Source organism: Colwellia sp. NW0002-52-1 (assembly GCF_057550865.1).
In genome coordinates this window covers 225,658-249,081 of the sequence record NZ_BAAJLU010000003.1, presented here as the reverse complement: position 1 = coordinate 249,081, position 23,424 = coordinate 225,658, and the positions used below count along the sequence as shown (strand labels likewise).

18 protein-coding genes are annotated in these 23,424 nt (G+C 39.4%); 17 read left to right on the top strand and 1 reads right to left on the bottom strand.

Translation table 11 applies throughout. The features are described from left to right. Positions 1–26: 26 nt before the first annotated feature. A complete protein-coding gene (locus AC27H3_RS05295) occupies positions 27–926 on the bottom strand; it encodes a LysR family transcriptional regulator (RefSeq protein WP_085303443.1) in 900 nt (299 codons plus the stop codon). A 324-nt stretch (positions 927–1,250) separates the two neighbouring features. Between AC27H3_RS05295 and AC27H3_RS05290 the strand changes: the two genes are divergently transcribed. The 17 genes from AC27H3_RS05290 to AC27H3_RS05210 all read left to right on the top strand — a co-directional run bounded on the left by AC27H3_RS05290 (position 1,251) and on the right by AC27H3_RS05210 (position 23,380). After that, positions 1,251–3,704, top strand: a complete 2,454-nt coding sequence (locus tag AC27H3_RS05290) for a TonB-dependent receptor (protein ID WP_487104327.1) — start codon at positions 1,251–1,253, stop codon at positions 3,702–3,704. A gap of 638 nt (positions 3,705–4,342) precedes the next feature. Beyond that, the gene (locus AC27H3_RS05285) at positions 4,343–5,065 is read left to right on the top strand and encodes a histidine phosphatase family protein (RefSeq protein WP_085303447.1); all 723 of its coding nucleotides are present in this window, start codon (positions 4,343–4,345) and stop codon (positions 5,063–5,065) included. A 63-nt stretch (positions 5,066–5,128) separates the two neighbouring features. Next, entirely contained in the window at positions 5,129–5,896 is a 768-nt protein-coding gene (locus AC27H3_RS05280) for an SDR family oxidoreductase (protein ID WP_487104326.1), read from the top strand. 78 nt (positions 5,897–5,974) lie between these two features. Next, positions 5,975–7,090: an NADH:flavin oxidoreductase gene (locus AC27H3_RS05275; protein ID WP_487104324.1), complete on the top strand. Its 1,116-nt coding sequence runs from the start codon at positions 5,975–5,977 to the stop codon at positions 7,088–7,090. Between the two features lie 67 nt (positions 7,091–7,157). Beyond that, complete coding sequence (locus AC27H3_RS05270; protein WP_487104322.1) at positions 7,158–8,369, top strand: acyl-CoA dehydrogenase family protein; 1,212 nt, start codon at positions 7,158–7,160, stop codon at positions 8,367–8,369. 49 nt (positions 8,370–8,418) lie between these two features. Next, on the top strand, positions 8,419–9,471 hold the full coding sequence (locus AC27H3_RS05265) for a phosphotransferase family protein (protein ID WP_487104320.1): 1,053 nt from the start codon (positions 8,419–8,421) through the stop codon (positions 9,469–9,471). A 121-nt stretch (positions 9,472–9,592) separates the two neighbouring features. Beyond that, the gene (locus tag AC27H3_RS05260) at positions 9,593–10,354 is read left to right on the top strand and encodes an SDR family NAD(P)-dependent oxidoreductase (protein WP_487104318.1); all 762 of its coding nucleotides are present in this window, start codon (positions 9,593–9,595) and stop codon (positions 10,352–10,354) included. Positions 10,355–10,486: 132 nt separating this feature from the next. Then, positions 10,487–12,292, top strand: a complete 1,806-nt coding sequence (locus AC27H3_RS05255) for an acyl-CoA dehydrogenase (protein WP_487104316.1) — start codon at positions 10,487–10,489, stop codon at positions 12,290–12,292. 139 nt (positions 12,293–12,431) lie between these two features. After that, on the top strand, positions 12,432–12,893 hold the full coding sequence (locus tag AC27H3_RS05250; RefSeq protein ID WP_487104314.1) for a MaoC family dehydratase: 462 nt from the start codon (positions 12,432–12,434) through the stop codon (positions 12,891–12,893). A gap of 77 nt (positions 12,894–12,970) precedes the next feature. Next, positions 12,971–13,891: an SDR family NAD(P)-dependent oxidoreductase gene (locus tag AC27H3_RS05245; RefSeq protein WP_487104312.1), complete on the top strand. Its 921-nt coding sequence runs from the start codon at positions 12,971–12,973 to the stop codon at positions 13,889–13,891. A gap of 97 nt (positions 13,892–13,988) precedes the next feature. After that, the gene (locus AC27H3_RS05240; protein ID WP_487104310.1) at positions 13,989–15,170 is read left to right on the top strand and encodes an acetyl-CoA C-acyltransferase; all 1,182 of its coding nucleotides are present in this window, start codon (positions 13,989–13,991) and stop codon (positions 15,168–15,170) included. Positions 15,171–15,242: 72 nt separating this feature from the next. Beyond that, positions 15,243–16,901, top strand: coding sequence for an AMP-binding protein (locus AC27H3_RS05235; protein WP_487104308.1), 1,659 nt, complete (start codon positions 15,243–15,245; stop codon positions 16,899–16,901). Positions 16,902–17,015: 114 nt separating this feature from the next. Beyond that, positions 17,016–18,014 carry an NADP-dependent oxidoreductase gene (locus tag AC27H3_RS05230; RefSeq protein ID WP_487104306.1) on the top strand — a complete coding sequence of 333 codons (999 nt, stop codon included), beginning with the start codon at positions 17,016–17,018 and terminating at the stop codon, positions 18,012–18,014. A gap of 216 nt (positions 18,015–18,230) precedes the next feature. Further along, positions 18,231–20,357, top strand: coding sequence for a molybdopterin-dependent oxidoreductase (locus tag AC27H3_RS05225; protein ID WP_487104304.1), 2,127 nt, complete (start codon positions 18,231–18,233; stop codon positions 20,355–20,357). 35 nt (positions 20,358–20,392) lie between these two features. Then, positions 20,393–21,307, top strand: a complete 915-nt coding sequence (locus AC27H3_RS05220; RefSeq protein WP_487104302.1) for a DUF1295 domain-containing protein — start codon at positions 20,393–20,395, stop codon at positions 21,305–21,307. A gap of 61 nt (positions 21,308–21,368) precedes the next feature. Next, positions 21,369–22,202 carry an AAA family ATPase gene (locus tag AC27H3_RS05215; RefSeq protein ID WP_487104300.1) on the top strand — a complete coding sequence of 278 codons (834 nt, stop codon included), beginning with the start codon at positions 21,369–21,371 and terminating at the stop codon, positions 22,200–22,202. A gap of 5 nt (positions 22,203–22,207) precedes the next feature. Beyond that, positions 22,208–23,380: a vWA domain-containing protein gene (locus AC27H3_RS05210; RefSeq protein WP_487104298.1), complete on the top strand. Its 1,173-nt coding sequence runs from the start codon at positions 22,208–22,210 to the stop codon at positions 23,378–23,380. Positions 23,381–23,424: the final 44 nt, after the last annotated feature.

Sequence of the window (23,424 nt, the reverse complement as noted above, 5' to 3'; positions counted from 1 at the left end):
TTCTGCATACTCATAGCTAATATAAATTAAATATTTGAAGCAGCCTGAATAATTTGATTCCTAAGCCATTTATTTGCAGGGTCAAAGTCAACATTGGTATGCCAATATAAATGTACGTCAATATCATGCAAAGTTACAGGTAATGGGAATACCACTAAATCAAGCACCTCACTGTACAATTTTGCCGTTGTTTCAATTAACGTTAATAGCATGTCGTTCTGAGCAATTACTTTACAAGCAGAAAAAGCATGCTGGCACCTAAGTCCAATCTTGCGTTGCATGCCCAACCTGCCTAATTCAAAGTCTTCTATACTTGGTCCTATTGTACGCGATGAAACCAATACATGATCTTGAGAAAGGTAAGTATCTAAATCAAGTGATGATTTTACAATAGGGTGATCTTTTCTAACGAGAACAACGAGTTTATTTTGATCTAATTGAGTGTGTAAAATGTTGTCGCTAACAGGTACTAAAGTATCTATTGCTAAATCTACATCACCACTAGCGAGTTTGTTTTCTAATTCACTGCGGTTAACCCGTCGGCTACTTTGCAAATTTATTAATGGTGCTTCTTTTTTTATTCGTTGCATAAGTGGCGGTAAAAAAGAAGCTTCAAACCCACCATGCAGCGATATATTAAAGTTATTTCTAGACACTAAAGGCTCAAATTGGCGAGCTTGTGCTAAACAAACCTTTAATTGTTGTAGTGCTTCCCGAACATCGGCAATAACATTATTGGCAACAGGCGTAGGTCTCATTTCGTTGCCTTGTCGGATAAACAAAGGGTCTTCGAAATTATGACGAAGTTTACTTAATGAATGACTAACCGCAGGTTGTGATAAGTTTAATGCAGATGCTGCTTTCGTAATATTCCCTTCACAATAAATGGCTTCGAATACGACAAATAAATTTAAATCAACCTTCATATATTTTCACTCATTGTTGTTTATTAATCAAAAATCCAACCCAAACTATGCACAATATAGATAGTGGGTTATTAAAACTATTCATTTGTTTAATTTAATATCTCAACCTATCTTAGTCAAGTAGTACGAAAATTGTTCTACACTATTTAGTGTGACAACAAATTAGTGTGACAACAAATACTATAATTAAGTCTTATTTAGCAATAAGTTAAAAACAAGATTAAAAAGGCTTAAATAATAATTCATGTTCGAACAATGTATTTGAACAGAATAACTTTAATGAATACGTGTGATTTGGTATGTATAGCAACTCGGGGATTCAAGATGAAGCAAAAGTTAGCAACAAAGTTTTTTAAACGAGCAGTACTCGTTTCAGCAGTATTAACAGCAATCAATTCAACAGCCGTAAGCGCAGAGGAAGCAACTACTTCGGCACAAAATGATGATAAAGATGTAGAACGTATTATGATCACCGCCTCTAAGCGGCTAAAAGGTCTGCAGGAATCACCGGTAGCTGTTACTGTTGTTAGCGGTCAAGCGATTGAACAAGCAAAAATACTAGATATAAACGACTTACAAACACTCGTACCTACCTTGCGTGTTACACCACTACAACGATCTGTTAATACCAATTTTGCTATACGAGGTTTCGGGAATGGTACAAACAATACCGGAATTGAGCCATCAGTTGGTGTATTTATAGATGGTGTTTATCGTTCACGTGCAGCTGCTCAAATTGGTGACTTACCACGCGTACAACAAATTGAGGTACTAAGTGGTCCGCAAAGTACACTCTTTGGCAAAAATGCTTCAGCAGGGGTTATTAGTGTAAGAACAATGGCACCATCGCATGAATTAGAAGGGAAAATTGAGTTAGGGGCCGGTAATTTCAACCAAAAACTTGTTAAAGGCTACATCACTAACGGGGTGACTGACGAACTCGCATTAAGCTTATCAGGTGGTTATAACAAACGAGATGGTTACACTGATAGCGTTGTTGGTTTAAATGAAATTAATAATCGCGATCGATGGAATGTTAGAGCGCAAGCATTATATGAACCAACAGAAGATGTTACCTTTAGATTAATAGCCGATTACAGCGAAATTGATGAGGCGTGTTGTACCGTAGACGATGTTATAAACGGCCCTACTACTGGTGCGGTCAGAGCACTAGGCGGTGTTGTACTCGATGTTGACCCATTTTCTTATAAATCGTCATTGAATATTGACCCTGAAAATACTGTTGAAGATGGCGGTATATCGCTGCAAGTAGATGTAGACTATGAAGAGTTCACATTTACTTCAATTTCATCAGTGCGTCATAATGACTCAGAATTTTTAAATGATGTAGATTATACTTCACTCGATATTTTACGTGAGGGTGGTCACACTGAAATCGACACATTTACTCAAGAGTTTCGTTTAACATCGACAGGGACAAGACAATTAGAGTGGATGGTCGGAGCTTACATATTTCAAGAAGAGGTAAAAACGGGTGATACGTTGTTTTACGGCGACGACATTAGGAATTATTTTGATGTCTTAATGGCTGCTGGTGGTGCAGCAGGTTTACTAGGCGGAGTTGAAGGTGTTTATGGTCTTGCGCCAGGATCGTTCTTTTCTAATCAATCAGCCGTAAATTCAGAGTTTACACAAGATAATGATGCCTATTCTTTGTTTGCCAATTTTGATTATCATATTTCTGATAAGTTAACCGCTATTTTTGGTTTAAGCTTCACGAAAGATGAGAAAAAAATCACCGCTAACCAAATAAATACTGATGTATTGTCGGGTATTGATTTAGATAACGACTTAACCGTTTTTGGCGCGCCTTTGCCATTTATTCCAACATTAGCTCCGGCAATTCCAACCTTAAAAAGTTTACAGTTTTTACCCCCTATGCCGGGCTTACCTAACGCGGTTGAAAAGAATAAAACGGATGATAGTAAAACAACTTGGTCAACACGTTTAGCATATGAAGTTAATGATAATATTAATGTATTTGCCTCAGCAGCTACCGGTTTTAAGGCATCTTCATGGAATTTATCACGTAATAGTAACCCATTTTCCAGCGACCAAGCGGCATTAGAAAATGCCAATTTAGCTTTAGCTAACCAAACCTATGGTGGCCGATTTGCTTCTCCAGAAGAGGCAAAAGTATATGAACTTGGTCTAAAAGCAAGATTTAAACAAGGTGCCTTCAATGTCACTTTGTTTGACCAAACAATTAAAGGCTTTCAATCATCAATATTTATTGGTACTGGTTATATCTTAGCTAATGCGGGTAAACAAAGTACGAAAGGAATTGAATTTGACTCTGTTTATAATCCAACTGAAAACTGGTCTTTTACTTTAGCGGGTACTTTTCTTGACCCGATTTATGACTCATTCCAGGGTGCTACAGGGCTTGATGGTCCGGTGGATTTATCAGGAGAAAAGCCCGCGGGCATTCATGAACGTAGTATAACCGCAGGTGTTACTTACAGTTATGAACTGGACAATGGTGCTTATGGTTATGTTCGTGCTGATTACCTTTATGAAAGTGAAGTTCACCTCGTTGAAAACGTGCCGGAGTCAGAAACACGTGAGGTTGGCACCTTGAATGCGAGCGCTGGATTGAATTTCGAAAATGGCATTCATGTACAACTTTGGGTACGCAACCTTAATAATGACGAATATCATCTGTCATCATTCCCGCCACCAATTCAAGCAGGTAGCTTTAATTCATACCCTAATCAACCACGTACATTCGGTGCAACGGTTTCTTATGAATTTTAAAGTTTATAATACTGTTCGATTGATATTTTGCTAATCGGTACTACAAGCGATTAGCAACGCAATAAATAAAATGCTTTGTAATTTATACAAGGCATTTTTTTATCTAATTTGATCGATTTAAAAGTAAATTATAAAAGACTTTATTAAATAGTAATACCAATTGATATAAACAATCGATCATTCTAAAGCGGTTTAAATATCCAGTATCTACGTTGCTTTCAATGCCAATAGCCTGCTATTGCTCGACAATTGCTCCTGCATTGTTCTACTTACGGGCATCTATGTCCTAATCAATCAAGCGCCTTGCTACTGAAAATTTATCCTCGTTTAAAATTGATCGATTCATTAAGTCAATTGGTATAAATAGCAGTTAATCCACGATCATTCTTCACATAATACTACCGCCTAACAACAAATTACCTTTATTGATTAGTCACAATTAAGCACTATACATAGTATTCGTAATAAGAATGTAAGGTTATTAGAACTATTCATTTGTTTAATTGTTTGCGGGCGATTAGGATAAGGATATTAGTGTATTTTAACACCATGAAGAGTCATTAATTCCTCTATGGAAAAACTGAGTGAATACTTAAATATGATATATAAACAATATGTTATGGTAGAGGTGTAAAACAATGGCAGCTATTTATTTGATTCGCCATGGGCAAGCATCCTTTGGTAAAGCTGACTATGATCAACTGTCTGATAAAGGTGCTCAGCAATCGCAGCACTTGGGCAAATTTTGGCGTACATTAGCGAGCCCAAATAAAGTATTTACTGGCGATTTATTACGTCATGAACAAACCCTCGAAAACTTCCTTATTGGTTACCAAGGCAATAAACCTTCCACGGTATTACATTCTGGTTTTAACGAATTTAACCATGTTGATTTGTTAACGCGTTCAGATGCACGCTGGAAAAGCTTTGCGCATATGGCATCACTAATTAGTAAGTCACCTGATGGAAATAAAGCTTTTCAAAAAGAGTTTGCTCAAGCGCTTAATCGGTGGGTTGAAGGTAAACACGATGGCGATTATTTAGAGAGTTGGCCAATGTTTAAAAAACGCTGTATAGCCGCACTTTACGATGTAATTAATCACGAACTTGCTGCTAAAAAATTATCAAGTAAGGCAGAGCCTTCAAAAGATATTTGTATTTTTACTTCAGGCGGTACTATTTCAGTTCTTATTCAACATGTTCTTGATTTAACGGATCAAAACACTTTAGCCGTTAATCAACAACTGCGTAACACTAGCGTTACTAAGTTGTTGTTTTCGGAAGGTAAGATAAGCATAGATTATTTAAATAACTATGCGCATTTAGCCGATAAGCCGGCAGATTGGGTAACTTTTAGATAACTTGCTAAAGAATTTATTAGAAAATTTTTAGATTGTAAAACGACATTAAATAGGAAGATTATAATGAGCAATAATTTGTTTGATTTAACTGGAAAAGTTGCATTAGTAACCGGTGCAAGTCGTGGTATAGGTGAGCATATAGCAAAATTACTGGCCGAAAATGGTGCGCACGTTATTGTATCAAGTAGAAAAATTGACGGTTGCCAAGCGGTAGTAGAACAAATTATTGCTGCAGGCGGTAGTGCACAAGCTATTGCTTGTCATATTGGAGAAATGGACCAAATTGAAGCCATCTTTGCACAAATATCATCGGAGCACGGTAAGTTAGATATTTTAGTTAACAATGCTGCTGCAAATCCATATTTCGGCCATGTGCTTGATACTGACTTAGCTGCTTTTCAAAAAACCGTTGATGTAAACATCAGAGGCTACTTCTTTATGTCAACCATGGGTGCAAAACTTATGAAAGCTAATCAGGGCGGTGCCATTGTAAACGTTGCTTCAATAAACGGTGTTATTCCTGGCGACTACCAAGGTATTTATTCAATTACCAAAGCTGCTGTTATTTCGATGACCAAAACATTCGCCAAAGAATGTGCACAGTTTAATATTCGAGTGAATGCACTTTTACCGGGTGGTACCGACACCAAATTTGCCTCAACGTTAGTTAATAATCCGAAAATTTTAGAACAAATGATGCATCACGTACCAATGAAACGTGTTGCTCAACCAGAGGAAATGGCTGGCACTGTGTTGTATTTAGTGTCAAACGCCTCAAGTTACACAACAGGTACAGCTATTAATGTTGATGGCGGCTATTTAATTGGCTAAGCAACCTAAAAAAGATAATGGCTATTTTATTATCTTTATCAAGTTTTAAACAAAAATTCAGAATATTTAGGAAGTTATATGAGTAACAGTAATTCAGCAAAACTTTTTCAGTCATTTTCAACCGGTGGTTTAACATTAAAAAATCGTACCGTAATGGCACCGATGACACGTACATTTTCACCTAATAATATTCCCTCAAATGATGTAGCTCAATACTACCGTCGTAGAGCAGAAGGTAATGTGGGGTTAATTATTACCGAAGGTACTTTTATCTCACATAAAGCGGCGAATGGTTATGAAAATGTTCCGGCTATTTTTGGTGAAGAAGCATTAGCAGGATGGAAACATGTAGTCGACGAAGTACATGCAGCAGGTGGCAAAATTGCACCACAGCTTTGGCATGTAGGTTCGGTTCGTAAAGAAGGCGTAGGGCCAGATAAATCAGTGCCGGGTTATAGCCCGTCTGGTTTATATAAGCCAGGTGCACCAAACGGTGTTGCTATGAGCCAAAGTGACATTGATGAAGTTGTTGCTTCATTTGCCCAAGCCGCTGCTGACTCTAAAGCCATTGGCTTTGACGCCATTGAAATTCATGGCGCGCACGGTTACCTCGTTGATCAATTTTTATGGGAAGGCACCAACCAACGTACTGATGAATATGGTGGTACTTTAGAAAATCGCGCTCGATTCGCTGTGGAAATTATTGCCGCTATTCGCGCTGCCGTTGGTGAAGACTTCCCCATTATTTTCAGGTTCTCACAATGGAAACAACAAGATTATAACGCCAAACTTTGCCAAACACCGGCTGAATTAGAGCGTTTATTAACATTACTTAGCGATGCAGGCGTTGACGTATTTCATGCCAGTACTCGTCGTTTTTGGTTACCTGAATTTGAAGGTTCAGATCTTAATCTTGCGGGTTGGACTAAAAAAATCACCAATAAGCCTGTTATTACTGTTGGCAGTGTAGGGCTTGATAGTGACTTTACAGGTGAAGGCAGTGTTGACCTTGGTGGTACATCAAACCCAACAGGTATTGAAGGTTTACTTACTCGATTAAATAATGATGAATTTGATCTTGTGGCTATTGGTCGGGCGTTATTAGTTGATCCTCAATGGGTTAATAAAATTGAGCAAAATAAAGAAGATGAAATAGCGCCATTTAATAAAGCAGCATTAATGAAATTAAGCTAACCAAACATCAAAGAAGCCAATAATGTTATTGGCTCTTCATTGAAAATAACAACAATAAGGACTTCTCATGGATTTTGAATACAGTGACAAGGTTAAAGATTTAATTCAACGTGTAACAACATTTATGGACGAGCATGTATATCCTGTTGAACAAAAAATGCATGAGCAAGTTGCCGAAAACCAATGGACTACACCGCCATTAATGGAAGAGTTAAAAGCCAAGGCAAAAGCCCAAGGCTTATGGAATTTATTTTTGCCCGTAAGCTACGGTAAATACAGTGCAGGCTTAACCAACCTAGAATATGCACCACTGGCTGAAATCATGGGTAAAGTTATGTGGGCACCTGAAGTGTTTAACTGTGCGGCGCCAGATACCGGAAACATGGAAGTATTAGCTAAATACGGTAACGAAGCACAAAAGAAACAATGGTTAGAGCCGTTACTTGAGGGGAAAATTCGTTCGGCTTTTGCGATGACTGAGCCAGAAGTCGCTTCAAGCGATGCAACCAACATTGAATTGCGTATTGAACGCGATGGCGATGAGTATGTTATCAACGGTCGTAAATTCTATATTAGTGGTGCTTGTCGCCAGCAATGCGAAATTATGATCGTCATGGGGAAAACAGATCCCGACAATAGCAATCGCTACATTCAGCAATCTCAAGTTCTTGTTCCGATGAACACACCAGGTGTAACAAAAGTGCGCCCGATGCAAGTGTTTGGTTATAACGATGCACCAGAAGGGCATGCAGAAATCACCTTTGAAAATGTACGTGTACCCATTGAAAATATTATTGTTGGTGAAGGTAAAGGTTTTGAAATTGCCCAAGGCCGTTTAGGGCCGGGCCGTATTCATCATTGCATGCGTTCAATTGGCGTTGCTCAACGTGCACTTGATCTTATGTGTAAGCGCGTAAACGAGCGTGTGGTATTTGGTCGTCCTATGATCAAGCAACAATCTATTCGTGAAGATATTGCTATTTCTGCTTGTCAAATTGAACAAGCACGACTGATGACTTTAAAAGCCGCTCACAAGATGGACACTGAAGGCAATAAAGCCGCAAAAGATATCATTGCGATGATAAAAATTGTTGCTCCTAATATGTCACTCGATGTGCTCGATCGCGCCATTCAATGTCATGGCGCCGTTGGTGTTAGCCAAGATACTTTCTTAGCACATGCTTATGCTGGCCAACGTACGTTACGTTTAGCTGATGGTCCAGATCAAGTTCACATGATGCAATTAGGCCGTGACTTAGTTAAAAAAACGGTCGGCTAGCTTTGTCTAGTTTAACAATTAAGTGAGAGCGTAGTTACAAATGGAAGAAATGGATAAAACAACTAAAACAGCAGCTAATGTTCCTTTTGATCTGGAAACATTAGCACAATACCTAACATTACATGTTAAGGGATTTATTGGGCCAATAACCGTGGAAAAATTCCCCGGTGGCCAATCAAACCCAACGTATAAGTTAATTGCTGCATCAGGTGTTTATGTATTGCGCAGTCAACCAGCAGGTAAATTATTAAAGTCTGCGCATGCCGTTGACCGGGAGTATCAAGTACTTGATGCTTTGAAAAATACGGATGTACCTGTGGCACAAGTTTATCATCTGTGCCGCGACACCAGTATTATCGGCACAATGTTTTATCTGATGGAGTTTTGTGATGGCACTGTTTATTGGAGTGCCTCGTTAGCTGAAGTTTCATCAAATAATGAAAGAACACAAATATACGATCAAATGAATAAAGCCCTAGTTGCGCTGCATAGTGTTGATATTAACACCACAGGCTTGGCTGATTACGGCAAAGCCGGTAATTATTTTCAACGCCAGTTTACACGATGGCACTCACAATACCGAGCGACACAATTAACAGAAATTCCTGCAATGGAATCATTAATGTCATGGCTTGAAAGCCATTTACCTGAAGACGACGGACGTGTTTGCCTTGTTCATGGCGACTTTCGTTTGGACAATATTATGTTCGAACATAACAGTAGCAAAGTGATCGCGGTTTTAGATTGGGAGTTATCTACTCTTGGTCATCCGTTTTCTGATCTCGCTTATCAATGTATGCAACTACGTATGCCCCAAGGCATGGGCACCATAGACGGCCTAAAAGGTGTTGACCGTGCAAGCATAGGTATTCCGAGTGAAGAAGAATATGTTGCGGCGTATTGTCAACGCATGGGTATTGATCGAATAGAAAACTGGAGCTTTTATCTCGCGTTTAGTTTTTTTAGGTTAGCAGCCATTGTACAAGGCGTGGCAAAACGCGCATCACAAGGCAATGCTTCTAATGAACAAGCGAATAAAGTGGGTGCTTTTGTAGAGCCACTAGCACAAATGGCTTTAAGTATTATTGAAGAAGCCGATTAACATGAAAATTTAAGCAATATTTCAGCTAATTAATGAAATAAGTAACCAAACTATCGAGAAATAAAGGTAGTTACTATAACAACAATAACTGTTCAGACATCATGTGCTGTAAGGAAATAAAATGGATCCATTATTAGATTTTACAGGAAAAGTAGCGGTAATCACGGGCGCTGCACAAGGTTTTGGTAAATTACTGGCAGAAGAGCTAGCTAAACGCGGTGCTAAGTTAGTCATTAGTGATATTAAAGATGACGCAGTACAAGCAGTTGCAAAAGCTATTTCTGCAACAGGCGCAGAAGTTATTGCCATAGCAAGTGACGTATCTAAAAATGATGACTGTAAAGCTATGGTTGACACCGCAGTCAAAAATTTTGGTCGTGTTGATATTGGTGTTAATAATGCCGGTGTCGCACATGAGTTTATGCCACTGCACGATATTGATGAATCTATTATGGACAGCCAATTTGCCATTAATGTTAAAGGTGTGCAATTTGGCATGCGCCATCAAATACAACAAATGTTAACACAAGGGGAAGGCGCAATTCTTAACGTGAGTTCAATGGCTGGACTAAATGGAGCAGCTAGAGGCAGTGCTTATGCCATGGCAAAGCACGCTGTAATTGGTTTAACTAAAACCGGTGCGGTTGAGTATGGTCGTAACAATATTCGTATCAATGCTATTTGCCCGTTTTTTACCTTAACCCCTATGGTGACTAACTTTGCTGACGAAGTGCAACAACAAAAAATGAGCCGTGGTGCCCCTATGCACCGCTTAGGCGAGCCAAAAGAAATTGTTGCCATGATGCTCATGATGTTATCACCAGCGAATACCTATATGACTGGACAATGTATCGCGATAGATGGCGGCGTTTCTGCTCAATAGCACTGAATAGTGAGTAATCAATATTTTTAATTTTCTATATAAGATATTGATTTTAAATAAGTATATCAATCATGGTGTGTTATCAACTTTGATTAATATGACTGATAAGTTAAAAGATAAGAAGAGAAAAGTATGACAGCTACATTAATGAATGAACGAGATCTTGAATTTATGCTCTATGAGCTTTTTGATAGTGAGTCATTGATCGAAAGATCCCGTTATCAAGACCATGATCGTCAGACTTTTAATGAAGTCATTAATACTGCTAAGGCGATAGCTGAAAAACACTTCTTACCTATTCGTCAAAAACTCGATACCCATCAGCCGACCTTTGATGGTAAAAAAGTTACGCTTATTCCTGAGCTTAAACCCGCTATTGAAGCCGTTATAGCCTCAGGCATTTCTTCAGCAACCGCAGACTACGAATTAAATGGTATGCAATTGCCTCCTATTGTTGCCAGTGTTGCAAGTACGTATTTAACAGCAGCTGGTGGTGTTGGTTTAGGCTATAACATGCTTACGAATGCCAATGCTAATTTACTAGAAGCCCATGGCAGTGAAGCCCTGATTGAAAAATGGGTAAAGCCAATGCGCTCAGGTCGCTTCATGGGAACTATGGCGATGACAGAGCCAGGTAGTGGCTCAGGCTTGGGTGATTTAATTACAAAAGCCGTGAAAGCTGAAGATGGAACTTACCGTATAAGCGGCAATAAAATTTATATATCGGGTGGCGATCATAATTTAAGTGAAAATATCGTTCATTTAGTTTTGGCGCGCGTTCAAGGTGCACCTAAAGGTGTCAAAGGTATATCACTGTTTGTGGTACCTAAAATTTTAGTCAACGATGACGGTACGTTAGGCGCTGATAATGAAGTAGCACTCGCGGGGTTATTTCATAAAATGGGTGGCCGTGCACAAACATCAACGGCGTTAAGTTTTGGTGAAAAAGACGGTGCCATAGGTTACTTAGTGGGTGAAGAAAACCAAGGCCTTAAGTACATGTTTCATATGATGAATGAAGCACGCATTATGGTAGGTACAAGTGGGGCGACCTTGGCGGTTGCGGGCTATCAATATGCTGTTGACTACGCAAAAAACCGACCACAAGGGCGTTTACCTTCATGTAAAGATCCATTATCTCCTATGGTTAATATTATTGAACATGCTGATGTGCGCCGCATGTTACTGGCACAAAAAGCATATGCAGAAGGTGCACTCGCACTTGTCTTGTATGGCACACAATTAAGTGATGACGAAAAAACGGCTCCAAGCCAAGAAGCACGCGAGTATGCGCATACGTTATTAGACTTTTTAACGCCTATCATCAAAACATGGCCATCAGAGTACGGCACAAAAGCTAATGATTTCGCCATTCAAGTACTTGGTGGACACGGCTATATTAATGAACATCCTGTCGAACTGTTTTATCGTGACAATCGCTTAAACGCTATTCATGAAGGAACAACAGGTATTCAATCACTGGATTTACTGACCCGAAAAGTGCCGATGAATAAAATGGCGGGTTACGCTGCGACCTTAAATGAAATTTACAAAACCATCGAGCAAGCCAAAAAACACAGCAATTTAACGGAATTTTCAGCGCAGCTTGCTGATGCAGTTGAAACCCTGAAGAAAACCACAGAAGTTGTATTAACCGCTATGCAAACCAGCCATATCGATTTAGCACTGGCAAATTCAGTTAAATATTTAGAGCTGTTTGGTCACGTTATTGTGGGTTGGTTATGGTTAAAGCAGGGCATAGTTGCCAGTAAAGCGTTAAGCCAGCAGCCACACCAAGCTGACGAAGACTTTTATCACGGGAAACTACAAGCATTACAATATTTCTATCGTTTTGAACTACCAGAAATAGCGCTGTGGTCGAGTATTCTAAGAAAAAGTGATAGCACAACCTATGACATGAAAGTCGCTTGGTTCTAAAGGATCATGACGCACTCTAATGTTCTTTAAGGCTTTAGCTCTTGAAAGTATCAAGCTTTAAGGATTTAAGAGTATTAATTAACATAATTAGATTTTATTAACTGATTTAAAAACAATTTTAGCTAAATAGGGATTTACTATGCCAACAATAATAAAAAAAGACCAAATAGCCGATTACATAGGCTTTCAAGCCGAGCCAACCCCTTGGCACGAGATCACTCAATCACAAATTAATCAATTTGCAGATTGTACGCTCGATCATCAATTTATTCATGTTGATGAAGAAAAGGCTAAAGCTACACCGTTTGGTTCGACCATCGCACACGGATTTTTGTCGTTGTCTATGTTGTCGCATTTTGCTGAAGACTTCAGCGTTATTATCGAAGGCTTTTATATGGGCTTAAATGCTGGCTTCGATAAAGTTAGATTTTTACAACCGGTTAAAGTTAATAGCCGCGTTAGAGCACACGCAAAAACACTGGTTATCGAAGAGAAAAAGCCGGGTCAGTATCGTTTATGTACTGAAGTTACCGTGGAAATAGAAGGTTGTGATACACCAGCGCTTGTTGCCGAGTGGGTATCAGTACAAATGGTTAAATAATTTTAGTTAGCTAGTTTTCATTAATTAGATTTCATTTGATAGTTTCGATTAGAAAAAGAACATTTTAAGGAAGTATTATGTCAATCAGTTTTGAAGGTAAAGTTGCCATTGTTACTGGCGCTGGAAATGGATTAGGGCGCTCTCACGCATTAGCGCTTGCTGCACGTGGTGCAAAAGTTGTTGTTAATGATTTAGGCGGTGCTCGTGATGGTAGTGGCGCTTCGTCAGAAGCTTCTCAAGAAGTGGTACGTTTAATTGAAGAAAACGGTGGTGAAGCAATCAGCCATGGTGCTAATGTCGCCAACTTTGATGAAGTACAAGACATGGTAAACCAAGCCATGGAAAAGTGGGGTCGTGTTGATATCCTTATCAATAATGCTGGTATTTTGCGCGATAAATCGTTCTCAAAAATGACCCTCGATGACTTTAAATTAGTCATGGATGTGCATGTTATGGGCTCTGTAAACTGTACGAAAGCTGTATGGGAAATTATGCGTGAGCAAAATTATGGTCGTATTGTCATGACTACCTCGTCGAGTGGTATGTACGGAAACTTTGGTCAATCGAATTACGGTGCAGCCAAAATGGCCGTATTAGGTTTGATGAATACGTTAGTACTCGAAGGCGCAAAAAATAACATTCGTATTAACGCTCTCGCACCCACTGCCGGTACACGAATGACCGAAGATTTAATGCCACCAGAGATTGTTCGCGCATTTGCACCAGAGGCTGTTACTGCTGGTATGTTAACACTATGTGATGACGATGCCCCCAATCGTTTTATTTTATGTGCCGGTGCCGGTGGTTATTCTAGCGCGAGTATTTTTGAAACAGAAGGGTGCTTTATTCCACAACATCAGCAAAGCCCTGAAGCTGTTCGAGAGCACTGGGAAGCGCTAACAGATATCTCACAGCACGCAGAATTACCTTCAGGTGCAAAACAAGGTGAAAAGTTTGTTTTAAAGGCAATGGCGTTTATGAAATCACAACAAAAGTAGTTACGCGTTACTGAATTGTTTTTTGTTAAACTGAATATTTATCAATAGATTATAAAAAATCAATAAAAAATCAATAAAAAATCAATAGGAAATCATCATGAGAGAAGCAGTAATTGTATCCGTCGCTCGAACACCAATTGGTAAAGCATATCGTGGGGCATTTAATGATTTATCGGCACCAACTTTGGCGGCAGTTGCAGTAAAAGCCGCTGTTGAACGCGCAGGGATAGACGCCAATGAAATTGAAGATTGTATTTTCGGCGCTGCCTTAACACAAGGCAATCAAGGGATGAACTTTGGACGTCAAGTTGCCATGGCAGCACAGTTACCCGTATCAGTTGCTGGTATGACAATCGACCGACAATGTTCTTCTGGTTTAATGTCAATCGCTACAGCAGCAAACCACATTGTTTGTGATGGCGCACAAGTAATGGTAGCCGGTGGTTGTGATTCAATCAGTTTAGTGCAAAACGATAAAATGAACATGTACCGTGCTGTTGACCCAAGTGTAAAAGCATATCGTCCAGCGATTTACATGCCAATGCTTGATACCGCTGAAGTTGTCGCAAACCGCTATAACATTTCAAGAGCAGAACAAGACGCCTATGCACTAAAATCTCAACAACGCACAGCAGCAGCGCAAGCAGCAAATAAGTTTGATGACGAAATTGTACCAGTAACCGCAACGAAACTGGTTATGGATAAAGCTACTGGTGATATAAGTAAAGAAGACGTTACTTTAACGAAAGACGAAGGTAACCGTCCTTCAACAAACCTCGAGGGCTTATCTGCACTTAAAGCCGTAAAAGATAACGGTTCAATTACTGGCGGTAACGCTTCGCAGTTGTCTGATGGCGCAGCAGCAGTGGTCATGATGGAAGGTGAACTTGCCAAAGAACGTGGCCTTAAACCTTTAGGTGCATACCGAGGTATGGTTGTTGCAGGTTGTGAACCTGATGAAATGGGCATCGGGCCAATCTTCGCCATTCCAAAGTTGCTTGAGCGTAATAACCTCACCATGGACGATATTGGTTTATGGGAAATAAACGAAGCCTTTGCAGTACAAGTTTTATACTGTGCAGAAAAACTTGGTATTCCTGAAGATCGCCTTAACGTTAATGGCGGGGCAATATCTATTGGTCATCCTTATGGTATGAGCGGTACGCGAATGGTTATGCATGCCTTAATTGAAGGAAAACGCCGTGGTGTTAAATATGTTGTCATCAGTATGTGTATTGGTGGTGGACAAGGTGCTGCAGGATTATTTGAAGTACTGTAATGATTAGCGCAATATAGAGCGGCAGAAAAATAATAACATTGTCGTAATAACAAGTAGTTGGGGGATAAATAAATGGATAAAATTTGGCTTGAAAAGAGTTACCCGTCGGGTGTTGAGTTTGAAATAAACCCAGATAAATATAGTTCAATAGCAGATTTGTTTTTTAAATATACGAAACAATATAGTAGTAACACTGCATTCATCAACATGGGTTCAAGTATTACTTACCAAGAGTTATTAGAGCAAGCTACGGCTTTTGCTGCCTATTTACAAAAAGACTTGGGCTTAGTAAAAGGCGATAAGTTTGCCATTATGATCCCAAATCTTTTGCAATATCCAATTGCATTATTTGGTGCATTAATTTCAGGGTTAACCGTTGTTAATGTTAACCCTTTGTACACTCCGCGAGAATTGCAGCATCAATTAAAAGATTCAGGTGCAAAATCTATTTTGATCTTAGAAAATTTCGCGAATGTACTTGAAACCGTTATAGCTAAAACAGATGTACAGCAAGTTATTATTACACGTGTTGGCGACCGCTTAAGTACCGTTAAAGGTGCTATCGTTAATAGCGTCATTAAATATGTAAAAAAACAAGTCCCTTCTTACCATTTACCTGGCGCGATTAAATTTAATCAAGCTATGGCTAAAGGCGCAGCATTAAACTTTACACCTGTTAATGTTGTTGGCGAAGATTTAGCTTTTTTACAGTATACCGGTGGTACTACAGGACCTTCTAAAGGGGCAATGTTAACGCACCGAAATTTAATTGCTAATGTTGAGCAATCAAACGCCTCAACAAAAAATGTTTACGAAGTGGGTAATGAAATGATGGTTACCGCATTGCCGCTTTATCATATTTTTGCACTTACCTCGAACTGCCTTTGTTTTATTCCTTTTGGTGGCGCTAATTTATTGATCACCAATCCAAGAGATATGCCTGGTTTTGTTAAAGAATTAGGTAAATATCCTTTTACCGCTATTACCGGTGTAAATACCTTATTCAATGGTTTATTACATACACCTGGCTTTGATAAACTCGATTTTAGTACCTTAAAACTTGGTTTTGGTGGTGGCATGGCCGTGCAACGTCCTGTTGCTGAACTTTGGGAGAAAGTTACCGGTACACGTTTACTCGAAGGTTACGGCTTAACGGAATGTTCTCCATTAGTTACCATGAGCCCGTATACCCAAGAAAGTTACAATGGGTCAATTGGTGTGCCTGCTCCATCTACTGATGTTCGTTTAATTGGTGATGACGGTGAAGAAGTCGCTATAGGGCAACCAGGCGAAATGTGGGTAAAAGGGCCACAAGTCATGAAAGGCTACTACAATCGCCAAGATGCCACTGATGAAGTGTTAAAAGACGGTTGGTTAGCTACAGGTGATATTGCTACGGTTGACGAGGAAGGGTTCTTTAGAATTGTCGATCGTAAAAAAGACATGATAATCGTTTCGGGATTTAACGTTTTCCCAAATGAAATCGAAGAAGTGCTTGTTATGCATGCCGGTATACTTGAGGCCGCGGCTATTGGCGTTAAAAACGATGCAACTGGCGAAGCTGTTAAAGTATTTATCGTGAAAAAGGATCCTAACTTAACTGAACAAGATGTATTTGATCACTGCAACGAAATGCTAACAAACTATAAACGACCTAAGTTTGTTGAGTTTATGGTTGAGTTACCTAAAACCAATGTGGGTAAAGTATTGCGCAAAGAGCTTAGAAAGTAGCGCAATAGATTATCGTTAAGATAATGTTAAGTTAACGATAACTTACAACCTTAAAGCCATCTTCTTAGCGCTTACTTAGGCTAAGAAGAAACTGGAATATCAAAGAGAAATATAATGACAACTTATACCGCAATTAACTTAATCGCCCGTCCTAGCGGCGGTCCTATTGGTCCTGATCTATTTGAAGTAGTAGAAAAAGAATTACCGCATGTTGGCGAAGGACAATTTTTGGTTAAACAAAATCACATGTCACTCGACCCTGCAATGTTTGGCTGGATGAGCCCTGACACTGAAAGTTATATTCCACCTGTAGCCTTAGGCGATGTTATGCGCAGCTCTGGCATTGGTGAAGTTGTAGAAAGTAATCACCCAGGCTTTCAAGTTGGTGATCGCGTTATGGGTATGATGGGCTGGACTCAATATCATCTTAGTGACGGTACAGGACTAAATAAAGTTGCTGCACCTTTGCCTGACGAAGCTATTTTATCTGTGTTTGCACTACCTGGACTAACTGCAACGCAAGGGCTGTACAGTATAGGTAAACCACAAAAGGGCGAAACGCTTGTTGTTTCAGGTGCTGCGGGCTCAGTAGGTTCAATTGTTGGTCAATTAGCCAAAGCAGATGGTTTAACCGTTATTGGTGTTGTGGGTAGCGAAGAAAAAGCACAATGGATAGTTGATGAGCTTGGTTTTGACGGTGCAGTTAATTATAAATCTGACAACTTAGCAGAACAATTAGCCGCGTTAACACCAAAAGGTATTGACGTATATTTTGAAAATACTGGCGGACCTATTCAGCATCATGTATTTGATCGTATGAATGCTCATGGTCGTGTCGCCGTTTGTGGTTTAATCTCTGACTATGCTAAACAAACACCTGATTTGGCGCCTAACTGGATCCCAATCATCAAAAAGCGTTTAACCATTCAAGGTTTTACTATGCCTGATCACTTTGGTGACATTCCAGCGTTACTGGAAAAACTTACGCCTTATGTAATGCAAGGTAAAATAAAGCATCGAGCTCATGTACTTAACGGCTTAGATTCAGCTATGACAGGCTTGAACTTGTTCTTTACGGGACAAAATAAAGGCAAGTTAATTGTAAAACTTTAACCTGTTATGAATGCCGTCGGTGATTAAACTTTCCGGCGGTAAATTACGCATAAAGTATCTTTGTATCTTGGTAAATTTTGCAACACGTTTTGCAGATTTTAGGTTCAACGATAGCCTTTATTTCAGTGTTTAGTTATTAGCGACTTTATCGTAATTGAATTGCTTTTTTATAAAATACAGTCATCGGGTTTTCATTTATTTAGTTAGGTAATATTTATGAGCGAAGTAAAAACGCATTATCGAAATTGTAATATTTGTGAAGCCATGTGTGGCTTAGAAATTAAATACCAAGATAAACAAATACTTTCCATTAAAGGTGATAAAGAAGACCCTTTTAGTAAAGGTTACAATTGCCCTAAAGCCATAGCACTACAAGATTTTTACGAAGACGGCGAACGTTTAAAAACACCAATTAAACGTACCGAAAATGGTTGGCAAGCAATTAGCTGGGAAGATGCTTTTAGTGAAATCACCGAAAAATTTAAAGCCATTCAAACCGAGCACGGCAAGCATGCTTTAGCTGTATACTTAGGTAATCCTAATGCCCATAATTTAGGTAATTCTTTATTTTTAAAGCCGTTTATGAAGTCGCTAGGTACCATAAACCGCTTTAGTTCGGCTTCAACTGATCAAATGCCTCATCATGTTGCCTCAAATTTTATGTTTGGTGCCGGTATGCTTATTCCTGTTCCTGATATCGATCGTACCGACTTTATGTTAATTATTGGTGGAAACCCTGTAGTGTCAAATGGCAGTATGATGACCGCACCTAATGTAATTGGCCGCTTAAAAGCCATACAAAAGCGTGGTGGTAAAGTGGTTGTAGTAGACCCTCGTCGCACCCATACCGCTAAAGTTGCCGATCAGCATTTATTTATTCGACCGGAAAAAGATGCATTGTTATTGCTGGCGATGATCCATCGTGTTTTTCAGCAAAAGGCGGTAAATTTAGGCCATTTAAAAGCTAAAGTGCATGATGTAGATACACTTGAAAGCCTAGTATCAGCTTATTCTCCTAAAGCAGTAGCCGAGTTTGTCGGAATTCCCGCAGACGAAATATCAGCATTAGCTGACGCATTTAGTAATGCAAAATCAGCAGTATGTTATAGCCGTATGGGCGCTTCAACGCAAACCTTTGGTGGCTTATGTCAATGGCTTACCAATGCGTTGAATATTATAACGGGAAATTTTGACCAAGAAGGCGGGGCGATGTTTCCACAGCCTGCTTTTGATTTATTGAGAAACCATAAACGCGGCCATAAATCTTCTTTTGGCCAACACCATACACGGGTAAGAAAACTGCCATTTTTTAATGGTGAGTTTCCGGTAGCCACTCTGGCTGAAGAAATTCAAACGCCTGGTGAAGGACAAATAAAAAGCTTAATCACTGTTGCTGGCAATCCGGTGCTATCAAGCCCTAGTGGTCATAAGTTGGCTGAAGCATTTAGTGGCCTTGAGTATATGGTAAGTGTTGATATTTATTTAAACGAAACCACCAAATATGCCAATATTATTCTGCCTGGTACTACTGGGGTAGAAAACCCACAATACGATATTTTCTTTAACTCATTTTCAGTACGTAATACGGTAAAATATTCACCTCCTTTATTTGAGAAAACTGCTGAACAACGCAGTGACGCCGAAATTTTACAAACCATTTCAGCTCGCATGAGTGACACGCCAATTCCCACACATTTACAAAACATTGCACCTGAAGTTATTTTAGATATGGAACTTAAAAAAGGGCCATACGGTGAACAGGGCTTAAGTTTACAAAAGATGCTGGATAACCCTCATGGCATAGACATTGGGCCATTAATGCCATGCCTTGATGAACGCATAAAAACCGCTGATGGTAAAATTGCTTTGGTACCAAAACTCTATAGCGATGATTTACCTCGTCTTGACGCTGTTATGGCAAAACCTGCTCGAGACAATGACTATCCGTTTGATCTTATCGGCCGTCGTTTAGTTAAAAGCCATAATACTTGGACACAAAATTCAGCCCGTTTAGTTAAAGGCAAAAATCCTTGTACCTTAGAAGTGCATCCTGTAGATGCTCAACAGCTTGGTGTTACTAATGGCGCATTACTTAAGGTCAGTTCGGTGTCAGGTTCAATAGAGATCACCGCCGTGGTTACTGATGATATTCAAAAAGGTGTTGTCAGCATGCCACAAGGGTGGGGGCATAATCAAAAAGGCACCAAAATGTCGGTTGCTGCCACTCAACCTGGGGTAAGTATTAACGATTTAACGGATACCAACCGTGTTGATACGTTAACAGGTAACGCAGCGCTAAATGGTACGCCTGTTTCACTTCATGTGATTGAAAATAATAATTAAAACAAATTTCATGCAGAAATAAGGTAGGTCCTTAAATGAAGTACTTTTCGCCCTTGTTTTTATTCATTGCTGGCTGGGCTTTATTATTATTTTCAGCTAGCTTTGGTGTTATTAGTTTAATCAATGGCTTATTGCAGCTGTTACTCTTTGCTTTAGTCGTTTGCTGGCCAACCTGGCGAACCGGACGAATGTCTTATGTCGACATTGGCTGGCCATGGGGGTTAACCCTCATTGGTGTTATCACTTGGCTTTACAGCGATGGAGATTCAGTTCGTGTAGCGATAGTGAGCATCGCTTACATATTTGCCGGTAGTCGAATGGGCTTAGGTGCGTTAAAAATATGGCGAATTGGCCATTTAAAAACCGAATTTCCGCGATACGAGTATCAAAAGCGTCGTTGGCAACGTGACGGAAAAACTAATACTGCGCTAGCCATGCAAGTTGAGGCCGTTTTACAAGGTTTCGCTAACGCTTCGTTTCTTGCAATGCCAGCTTTGATCATTGCTAGTAACCCAAGTTCAACTATTTCAGTATTCGAAATTATCGGTATAATTGTTTGGTTAAGCGCGTTTGTAATGGAAAGTATTGCCGACAGCCAAAAGTTACGTTTTTTAAGAAAGATGAAAACTTTAGGTGAAAAAAACACCGTGTGTAATGTTGGCTTATGGCGATACTCTCGTCATCCGAATTACTTTGCTGAATGGATGGTTTGGAATGGGCTGGTAATCGCCGCTATTCCATCATGGCTAGCGTTATACCAGCAAGAATCAACGATTATTTGGCTATTACTTGGCGTAGGTGTGTTACTCGCTTCAAGAATGATGTACACCACGTTAGTCTTTTACACTGGCGCGGTGCCGGCAGAATTTTATTCTGTGCAGAAACGCCCGCAATATAAAGAGTATCAGCGTGTAACTAATATATTTTTCCCAGGGCCTAACAAACCCTAAATAACTCATTAACTTTCTATGATGCTTTAATTTTATAAGTATCATCTATATAGGTAAAAAAATGTTTAACTCTACAGATAATTACATCGCATCCGACGAACTACGCTTAGCAGTTAATGCGGCAATAGCGCTTGAAAAACCTTTATTAATCAAAGGTGAACCAGGTACAGGTAAAACACAACTTGCAGAAGAATTAGCAAAATCACTTAACTGTAAATTGTACCAGTGGCATATAAAGTCAACCACCAAAGCGCAACAAGGTTTGTATGAATACGACGCGGTATCACGTTTACGCGACAGCCAATTAGGTGATGAGCGCGTGCACGACATATCAAATTACATTGTTAAAGGTAAACTTTGGCAAGCGTTTGAAGAAGAGCAACGTCCAATTCTATTGATTGATGAAATTGATAAAGCAGACATTGAATTTCCGAACGATTTATTACAAGAACTCGATAAAATGGAGTTTTATGTTTATGAAACACAACAAGTTATTAAAGCAAAGCAACGCCCAATAATTATTATTACTTCAAATAACGAAAAAGAATTGCCCGATGCTTTTTTACGTCGTTGTTTTTTCCACTATATAAAATTTCCAAGTAAAACAGAAATGGAACAAATTATTGCTGTACATCATCCGCATGTTAAGCAAGATCTATTGGCGCAAACACTAGAAGTATTTTTCGATCTACGCGAGCTTCCAGGCATCAAGAAAAAACCATCTACCTCAGAACTAATCGACTGGTTGAAGTTACTGGTTGCCGATGATGTTGCACAAGATGTACTGGTGAACAAAAAATCAGACATTATTCCGCTATTTGGTGCCTTGCTTAAAAATGAGCAAGATGTATCTCTACTTGAAAAACTGGCTTTTCTTAATCGCAGAAACAGGTAAGCACTGTGTTTATAGATTTATTTTTAACCCTAAAAAAGCACAAAGTTCCTTGCAGCTTACGTGAACTACTCGATTTAATTACCGTGTTAAAAAAGGGTGTTGTTTTTGCCAACGTTGAAGACTTTTATCATTTAGCGAAAGTCGTTATGGTCAAAGATGAAATTCATTACGACAAATATGATAGTGCTTTTGCTGAATACTTTGACGGTGTTCAAAAAATCGATATTTTCGATAATCTTGTGCCTGATGAATGGCTTAGAAAAGAGTTTGAAAGCCAATTGAGTCAAGAAGAAAAAGACAAATTAAAAGCACTCGGCGGCTTAGAAGCGTTAATGAAAACCTTGAAGGAACGCCTAGCAGAGCAAGAAAAACGTCATGCTGGCGGTAATAAATGGGTAGGTACAGGTGGTAAATCACCGTTTGGTTCTTATGGCTATAACCCTGAAGGTATAAGAGTAGGTCAAGACGGTAATCGCAATAATCGTGCAGTAAAAGTATGGGATAAACGTGAGTTTAAAAACTTCGACCAAGACCGTGAACTAGGGACAAGAAATATTAAACTTGCGCTCAAAAAGTTACGAAAATTTGCTCGTACCGGTGCCAGTGAAAAGCTTGATATAAACACCACAATTCGCTCGACCGCACAAAATGGTGGAATGCTTGATGTGCATATGGAGCCTGAGCGTCATAATGCCGTAAAAGTACTGATGTTTTTCGATATCGGTGGCTCAATGGATGATTACATACATACCTGTGAAGAATTGTTTTCTGCAGCGCATACCGAATTCAAGCACTTAGAGTTTTATTATTTTCATAATTGTGTTTACGAGAGTTTATGGAAAGATAACACGCGACGTAGAAGTAATACTGTTGATTTAGCAGAAGTTATTCGAACTTTCGGTAGCGATTACAAAGTACTGTTTGTTGGCGATGCAACCATGGGGCCTTATGAAATTACCGCGCCTGGTGGTAGTGTTGAGCATTGGAATAAAAAGCCTGGTGTTGAATACATGCAGTGTATTACCAATCACTTTAATAAAGTGGCTTGGCTAAACCCACAACCAGAAAGCCATTGGGAATATCATCATTCAATTTCAATAATGAAACGTTTGGTTGATGATCGCATGTTTCCATTAACAGTAGATGGCATTGGGCGAGCCATTAAGGAGCTTAGCTAACCTTTAGTATAAATAACCCACAAGTTGGCAACGCATAGTTAAAC

Bases quoted from the DNA above. Each gene is read 5' to 3' on its own strand.
- AC27H3_RS05270 (WP_487104322.1), top strand. From the start codon at position 7,158: ATGGATTTTGAATACAGTGACAAGGTTAAAGATTTAATTCAACGTGTA.
- AC27H3_RS05285 (WP_085303447.1), top strand. From the start codon at position 4,343: ATGGCAGCTATTTATTTGATTCGCCATGGGCAAGCATCCTTTGGTAAA.
- AC27H3_RS05275 (WP_487104324.1), top strand. From the start codon at position 5,975: ATGAGTAACAGTAATTCAGCAAAACTTTTTCAGTCATTTTCAACCGGT.
- AC27H3_RS05290 (WP_487104327.1), top strand. From the start codon at position 1,251: ATGAAGCAAAAGTTAGCAACAAAGTTTTTTAAACGAGCAGTACTCGTT.
- AC27H3_RS05240 (WP_487104310.1), top strand. From the start codon at position 13,989: ATGAGAGAAGCAGTAATTGTATCCGTCGCTCGAACACCAATTGGTAAA.
- AC27H3_RS05235 (WP_487104308.1), top strand. From the start codon at position 15,243: ATGGATAAAATTTGGCTTGAAAAGAGTTACCCGTCGGGTGTTGAGTTT.
- AC27H3_RS05260 (WP_487104318.1), top strand. From the start codon at position 9,593: ATGGATCCATTATTAGATTTTACAGGAAAAGTAGCGGTAATCACGGGC.
- AC27H3_RS05295 (WP_085303443.1), bottom strand. From the start codon at position 926: ATGAAGGTTGATTTAAATTTATTTGTCGTATTCGAAGCCATTTATTGT.
- AC27H3_RS05245 (WP_487104312.1), top strand. From the start codon at position 12,971: ATGTCAATCAGTTTTGAAGGTAAAGTTGCCATTGTTACTGGCGCTGGA.
- AC27H3_RS05230 (WP_487104306.1), top strand. From the start codon at position 17,016: ATGACAACTTATACCGCAATTAACTTAATCGCCCGTCCTAGCGGCGGT.
- AC27H3_RS05220 (WP_487104302.1), top strand. From the start codon at position 20,393: ATGAAGTACTTTTCGCCCTTGTTTTTATTCATTGCTGGCTGGGCTTTA.
- AC27H3_RS05250 (WP_487104314.1), top strand. From the start codon at position 12,432: ATGCCAACAATAATAAAAAAAGACCAAATAGCCGATTACATAGGCTTT.
- AC27H3_RS05265 (WP_487104320.1), top strand. From the start codon at position 8,419: ATGGATAAAACAACTAAAACAGCAGCTAATGTTCCTTTTGATCTGGAA.
- AC27H3_RS05225 (WP_487104304.1), top strand. From the start codon at position 18,231: ATGAGCGAAGTAAAAACGCATTATCGAAATTGTAATATTTGTGAAGCC.
- AC27H3_RS05255 (WP_487104316.1), top strand. From the start codon at position 10,487: ATGACAGCTACATTAATGAATGAACGAGATCTTGAATTTATGCTCTAT.
- AC27H3_RS05280 (WP_487104326.1), top strand. From the start codon at position 5,129: ATGAGCAATAATTTGTTTGATTTAACTGGAAAAGTTGCATTAGTAACC.
- AC27H3_RS05215 (WP_487104300.1), top strand. From the start codon at position 21,369: ATGTTTAACTCTACAGATAATTACATCGCATCCGACGAACTACGCTTA.